5 protein-coding genes are annotated in these 6,883 nt (G+C 72.1%); all 5 read left to right on the forward strand.

Annotation, left to right across the window (positions count from 1 at the left end):
* The first annotated feature begins 14 nt into the window (after positions 1 to 14).
* Entirely contained in the window at positions 15 to 1,598 is a 1,584-nt protein-coding gene (locus ACIBHX_RS44875; RefSeq protein ID WP_397074174.1) for a PucR family transcriptional regulator, read from the forward strand.
* A 101-nt stretch (positions 1,599 to 1,699) separates the two neighbouring features.
* The gene (locus ACIBHX_RS44880) at positions 1,700 to 3,274 is read left to right on the forward strand and encodes an ABC transporter substrate-binding protein (RefSeq protein ID WP_397074176.1); all 1,575 of its coding nucleotides are present in this window, start codon (positions 1,700 to 1,702) and stop codon (positions 3,272 to 3,274) included.
* Positions 3,275 to 4,198, forward strand: a complete 924-nt coding sequence (locus ACIBHX_RS44885) for an ABC transporter permease (RefSeq protein ID WP_397074178.1) — start codon at positions 3,275 to 3,277, stop codon at positions 4,196 to 4,198.
* Entirely contained in the window at positions 4,198 to 6,072 is a 1,875-nt protein-coding gene (locus ACIBHX_RS44890; protein ID WP_397074180.1) for a dipeptide/oligopeptide/nickel ABC transporter permease/ATP-binding protein, read from the forward strand. The genes ACIBHX_RS44885 and ACIBHX_RS44890 overlap by 1 nt, the downstream gene beginning before the upstream one ends.
* A complete protein-coding gene (locus ACIBHX_RS44895) occupies positions 6,073 to 6,768 on the forward strand; it encodes an ABC transporter ATP-binding protein (protein WP_397074182.1) in 696 nt (231 codons plus the stop codon).
* Positions 6,769 to 6,883: the final 115 nt, after the last annotated feature.

Consider the following 6,883-nt stretch of genomic DNA (forward strand, 5'->3'; position numbering starts at 1 on the left):
ACTATCGTGAGCGCATGCACGACCGTCCACGAGCCAGCCTGGGACGGATCCTGCTCGACCTCGGCAACACGGTCCTCGACGTGGCGGCCTCCCCCGGTGTCCTCGACGTCGAGGTCACCGGGGTGCACATCTTCGACCCCCTCGACGAGCTGCTCGTCCCGCCCGGCGGGATCCTGCTCGCCGTGGGGGTCCACGGCGCTCCCGAGATCTGCTCGCTGATCGACCTGGCGCCCGAGGCGGCCGGGATCGTCGTCAAGCTCCCGGTGGACGTCGACGAGCAGGTCCGCGCCAAGGTCCTGGAGACCGGCGTGGCCGTGCTCGGGCTCACCCGCGCCGCCTCCTGGTCCCAGGTGGCCGCGCTGCTCAGGTCGCTGCTGGCCGAGGGCGACCTGGCCGAACCAGGGGAGGGGCCGCAGGGCGACCTGTTCGCGCTGGCCAACGCGGTCTGCGCGCTGCTCGACGCGCCCGTCACCATCGAGGACCGCTCCTCCCGCGTGCTGGCCTTCTCCGGCAGGCAGGAGGAGGCCGACCCCGGTCGCGTGGAGACGGTGCTCGGCCGCCAGGTGCCCGAGCGGTACCAGCGGATGCTGGACGAGAAGGGCTTCTTCAAGCAGCTCTACCAGAGCCGCGACCCCATCTACATCGAGATGACCGACGGCAGCCTCGACCGCGTCGCGGTGGCCGTGCGTACCGGCGACGAGATCCTCGGCTCCATCTGGGCCGCCGTCCGCGAGCCCCTCAGCGAGCAGCGGCAGCGCGCACTGACCGACGCCGCCAAGATCGTCGCCCTGCAACTGCTGCGCGAGCGCGCCGGCGCCGACACCCAGCGGCGGCTGCGCGCCGACCTGCTGTCGACCGTACTGGCCGGCGACGCCGACGCGCACGAGGCGGCGGGCAGGCTGGGCATCGCCACCGAGCGCCTGTGCGTGCTGGCCGCCCAGCTCACCGACGCCTCGGCCGCCGACCCGGCCCGCGGCGAGAGCGACAGGCAGCGCTTCTGCGACGCGCTGGCCCTGCACGTGGGCGCCATCCATCCCAAGGCCGCCGCCGCGCTCGTCGGCTCGGTGGCCTACGCCGTGCTGCCGCTGCACGCGGGCGGCGATGAGGAGAGGCGTGCCGTACGCGTCGCCGAGAGTTTCCTGGCGCGCGTCGGGCCGCGGCACGCCGCCAACATCGGCGTGGGCCGCATGGCGGCCAACCTGTCGCAGGTGGCGCGCTCGCGCGCCGACGCGGACAGGGCGCTGCGCGTGCTGCGCGCCCGCGGGAGCCGCGGGCAGGTCGCCGGCTACACCACCGTCCACTTCGAGTCGCTGCTGCTGCAGGTCGCCGACGTGGCCGCGGCCGAGGAGCAGTCGCCCACCGGCCCCTACGAGCGCCTGCTCGCCCACGACGCCGAGCACGGCAGCGAGCTGGTCGCCACGCTGCGGGCCTACCTGGACGCCTTCGGCGACGTCAACGTGGCCGCCGCCAAGGTTCACGTGCACGCCAACACCTTCCGGTACCGGCTCAAGCGGCTGCTGGAGATCAGCGGGCTCGACCTGTCGGACCCCGACGCCCGCCTCACCGTGATGCTCCAGATGCGGATCTTCGGCCGCTAGGACGAGGCGGCCCGCGCATTTCGTGAAGCGGCACGAAGAACCGGCCCCGGCTACGGGCGAAGGTGGGGCATCTCCCCCCACTGCGCGTCTGGAGTCCCCGAATGAGAAAAACAGCAGCGCTCGCCGCACTGGCCCTGTTCGCCACGGCCTGCGGCGGCGGCGGCGCGGCGAGCGGACCGGGCAAGCCGGTCGCGGGCGGTACGTTCACCTACGCCATCACCGCCGATCCCGGGGTGCTCGATCCCGCCATGGGAGTCCTCTCCGTCACCAACACGGTGCTGTCCTTCGCCTACGACACGCTGGTCAGCAGCTCCCCGGACGGCAAGATCATCCCAGCGCTGGCCGAGAAGTGGGACGTCAAGCCCGACCAGGTGACCTTCACCATGCGCAAGGACGTCAAGTGCTCCGATGGCTCGCCGCTCACGGCGGCGGACGTGGCCGAGAACGTCAACCACATCACCGACCCCGCCACCAAGTCCCCCATCAACGGCGTGCTCGTGCCGGCCGACATGAAGGCCAAGGCCGACGACGCCGCGGGGACCGTCACGCTGTCGACGTCCAAGCCGTTCAGCTTCATCCTGGAGAGCGCCCGGCTGCTGTTCATCGTGTGCGGCAAGGCGGTCAAGGACCCTTCGCTGCTCGCGCACGCCACCTCCGGCAGCGGCCCATGGGTGCTGAGCGAGGCGGTGCCCGGCGACCACTACACCTTCAAGGTCCGCCGTGACTACACCTGGGGCCCCGGCGGCGCCACCGCCAAGGACCTGCCCGACACGACGGTCGTGAAGATCGTCCCCAACGAGCAGACGGCCGCCAACCTGATGATCGCCGGCTCCATCAATGGCATGGACGTCAACGGTCCCGACCGGGCGCGGCTGGAGGCCACTCCCGGTATAGGCAAGAAGGTCGTCGCGAACGGCAACGGCCAGTTCTTCTACCACCAGGGCGAGGACCGGCCCACCCACGACCCGGCCGTGCGCAAGGCGCTCACCCAGGCCATCAACCTGACCGAGCTGGGCAACATCTCCACCAGCGGCACGGGCAAGCCCGCCAGCGGACTGGTGCTCTACCCGCGCCCCTGCCAAGGGGACAGCGTCACGGGCCACGTGCCCGGCTACGACGTCGCCGCGGCGACCGCCGCACTCGACGCCGCGGGCTGGAAGGTCGGCCCCGACGGCATCCGCGTCAAGGACGGCAAGCGGCTGTCGATGCGCTACGTGTACGTGACGACCCGCGGCCCCGGCATCCAGGCCGCGGCCGAGTACATCGCCAACGCCTGGAAGAAGATCGGCGTGGAGACCAAGTTGAACGGCGTCATCGACACCAAGCTCGCTGAGGAGCTCAACGCCACCCAGGACTGGGACGTCATCTGGCTGCCCATCGGCGTCACCCTGCCCACCCAGCTCATCGGCTTCCTGTCCGGCCCGTCCGCCCCCAAGGGGGGCAACTTCGCCCACCTGGCCAACGCCCGCTACGAGGAGCTCGTGTCCAAGGCCATCGGGATGCCGGGCGAGGCCGGGTGCAAGCTCTGGCTGGAGTCGGAGTCGGCCTTGTTCGACAACGTCGACCTGGTCCCGGTGGCGGAGAACACGGTTCTCACCGCCAGCAAGGGCGCCACGTTCGACACGTTGGCCGGGCTGCTCTTCCCGGCCTCGATCCGGCTCACCCAGGGAGGCTGAGTGAGGCACCTGATCAGGTTCGTCGTGTCGATGGCCGCGCTGCTCGTGGCCTCGTTCGCGATGATCCACCTGATTCCCGGCGACCCCGTGCGGGCCTCACTGGGGCCCGCCGCCCCGGTGGAGCTGGTCCAGGCCCGCACGGCCGCCCTCGGCCTGGACAGGCCGCTGATCGAGCAGTTCTTCACCTACGTCGGCCACGTCTTCACCGGCAATCTCGGCACGTCGTTCATCAGCAGCGAGCCTGTGGGTGAAGTGATCATGGCCCGGTTGCCGAACACGCTGATGCTGGCCGTCCTGGCCACCGTCGTGGCGCTGCTCGTGGCCCTGCCGCTGGGCATGTGGGCCGCCATCCGCACCGAGAACGGCCGCAATCGCGGCACCGAGATCACCTTCAACTCGGTCACCGGTACCGCCGTGGCCTTGCCCGAGTTCCTGTACTCGATCGCGTTGGTCACCGTGTTCGCCATCGGGCTGCACCTGTTCCCGCCTGCCGGGAAGGCGGGACTGGACTCCTTCGTGCTGCCCGTGGCATCCCTGGCCATCGGGCCGATCGCGATGATCGCCCGCATCGCCAGGGTGGAGACGCTGAAGGAGTTGGGTTCCGACTACATCCGCCTGGCCCGCGCCAAGCGGCTGCCCGCGGGCAGGCTCTACCTCAGGCACGTGCTGCCCAACACCCTCACCGCCACGCTCACGCTGGGCGGGCTGCTGCTCACGGCCCTGATCGCGGGCAGCGTGCTGGTGGAGTACGTCTTCGCCTGGCCCGGACTCGGTCTGAAGATCACCGAGGCGATCACGCAGAAGGACTACCCCGTGGCCCAGGCCGTGATCCTGGTCTACGGCGGCATCGTGCTGGTCGTGAACTTCGCCGTCGACCTGCTCCTTGGCGTGCTCGACCCGACCTCCAAGATCAAGGAGTCCTGATGTCCAGCGCTCAGACGGCGGCGGACCTGACGAGTACGGCACAGCCGCACGTCCAGCCGCGCCGGGCACGCCTGCGGCTCCCGCGCACCCCCTCGGGCGTCGCGGGCGCCGTGCTCGTGGCGCTGATGATCGTGCTGGCGATCATCGGGCCGCCCATCTGGAGCGAGGCGGCCGAGCGGATCGACGCCGCGGCCATCCTGCAGGGCGCCTCGTCCGCCCACCCGCTCGGCACCGACAACCTGGGCCGCGACCTGCTGGCCCGGGTCATGGTCGCCGGGCGCTTCTCGCTCACGCTCGCGCTGATCGCCTCCCTCATCGGCGCGAGCGTGGGGATCGTGCTCGGCGCGCTGCCGTCGGTGCTGCCCCGCCGCGGCGCAAGGTTCGTGACCGGGACGGTCAACGCGCTGGTCGCCTTCCCTGGGCTGCTGCTGGCCATGTTCACCGCCGTGGTGACGGGGCTGGGCGCCAAGGGGGCCGTGCTCGGCATCGGGGTGGCCACCGCGCCCGCGTTCGCCCGGCTCACCCAGACGCTGGCCGCCTCCGTCGCGGGGGCCGACTACGTCGCGGCCGCCCGCATGCTGGGCGTGCCGCGCTGGCGGACGCTGACCAGGCACGTGCTGCCGAACATCGCCGAGCCACTGATCCTCAACCTCACCCAGTCCCTGGGGTTCGCGCTGCTCGGGCTGGCCGGCATGTCGTTCCTCGGGCTGGGCGTGCAGCCGCCGGACTTCGACTGGGGGCGGCTGCTGTTCGACGGGTTCGCCCGGATCTACGTGACGCCGGAGGTGGCGCTCGGGCCCGCGCTGGCCGTGGCGCTGGCCGGGATCGGGTTCAACCTGCTCGGCGACGCGCTGGCCAAGGCGGCGGGGCGGCCCGCCGTACGGGCGGAGAAGCCGGAGGCCGTGGGGGAGGAGGCCGCCGGCGAGCCCGATCCCGGCGCGGTGCTGGAGGTGCGGGAGCTGACCGTGTCCTTCCCCGGCGGGGCGACGCCGGTGCGCGGGCTGTCGCTGAGCGTCGCGCCCAGCGAGATCGTCGGGATCGTCGGCGAGTCGGGCAGCGGCAAGAGCCTCACCGCGGCCGCCATCGGCGGGCTCGTGCCGCATCCCGGATCGGTCACCCACGCCAGGCTCCGCCTCGACGGCAAGGACGTCGCCGAGATGTCGGGCAAGGAGCTCGGGACCACGCTGGCCATGGTGTTCCAGGACCCGATGGCCTCGCTCAACCCGGCGCTCAAGGTGGGCGGGCAGCTGGCCGAGGTGGCCACCGTCCACCTGGGGGCCGGTCGTGCCGAGGCGCACGCGCGAGCCGTCGACCGGCTCGGGCACGTGCACCTGCCCGAGCCTGACAAACAGGCCAGGAAGCACCCGCACGAGCTGTCGGGCGGCATGCGGCAGCGAGCGGTGATCGCGATGGGCCTGATGGGGGAGCCCAAGCTGATCATCGCCGACGAGCCGACCACCGCGCTCGACGTGACCGTGCAGCGGCAGATCCTGCGCCTGCTGCGCGAGGTCGTCGAAGAGACCGGCGCGGCCGCGCTGTTCATCTCGCACGACATCGCGGTCGTCGGCGAGCTGTGCGACCGGGTCGTGGTCATGTACGCGGGCCGCGTCGTCGAGGAACTGCCCGTGGCCCGGCTGGCCACCGGCGCCGCGCACCCCTACACGCGGGCGCTCATCGACTCGCTGCCCGACATGGACACTGACAGGAGCAGGCCGTTGGCCAGCATCCCGGGCAGGCAGCCGGCTCCCTCGCAGGTCGGCACCGGGTGCGCGTTCGCGGACCGGTGCGAGCTGGCAGCCGCCCGCTGCTCGGCCGAACGCCCGCCCCTCATCGTCCACGGCCCGGCGCACCAGGTCGCCTGCTGGGAGGTCTGAATGCTCATTTCCCACCTGACCGTCCGCTACGGCGCCTTCACCGCGGTCGACGACGTCACACTGGAGATCCCGCCGGGCGGCATCGTCGGCCTGGTCGGCGAGTCGGGCTCGGGCAAGTCGTCGGTGGCCCGCGCGGTCAGCGGCCTGATCCCGCACCAGGGCGCCATCACCGGCGCCGACCGCATCCAGATGGTCTTCCAGGACCCGTACGCCTCCCTCGACCCCCGGATGTCGGTGGGCGACTCCGTGGCCGAGGGCGTCAAGTTCGCCGGCGGGCGGCGTGCCGGGGTGCGGGAGGAGGTCGCCAGGCTCCTGGGGCTGGTGTCCCTGCCGGCCGACGTCGCCGGGCGGTATCCGCGGGAGCTGTCGGGCGGGCAGCGGCAGCGGGTGGCCATCGCCCGGGCCCTGGGCGCCCGCCCCGACCTGCTGGTGGCAGACGAGATCACCAGCGCGCTGGACGTGTCGGTGCAGGGCTCGGTGCTCAACCTGATCCGCCGCCTGCGCGCGGACCTGGGCCTGTCCATGCTGTTCATCTCGCACAACCTGGCCGTCGTGCGCTACGTCTCGGACGTGGTGGCGGTCATGCACGAGGGCAGGGTGGTCGAGCTCGGCCCCACCGAGCAGGTCGTGGGCACGCCCACGCATGACTACACGCGCACCCTGCTCGAGGCGGTGCCGCGGCTGCCGCGTCCCTAGCCGATCCGGACCTGGTGGTGGGCCCCGAGCCTGGGGGGCCCCCCCTCCGCGCGGTGCCCCCCGACAACCCGAAGGCCACCACCCACCCCACCCCCGGGGGGGCCACCCGCCCGCC

Origin of the sequence: Nonomuraea sp. NPDC050536, from assembly GCF_044457685.1 — a bacterium.
In the GTDB taxonomy this organism is placed as follows: domain Bacteria; phylum Actinomycetota; class Actinomycetes; order Streptosporangiales; family Streptosporangiaceae; genus Nonomuraea.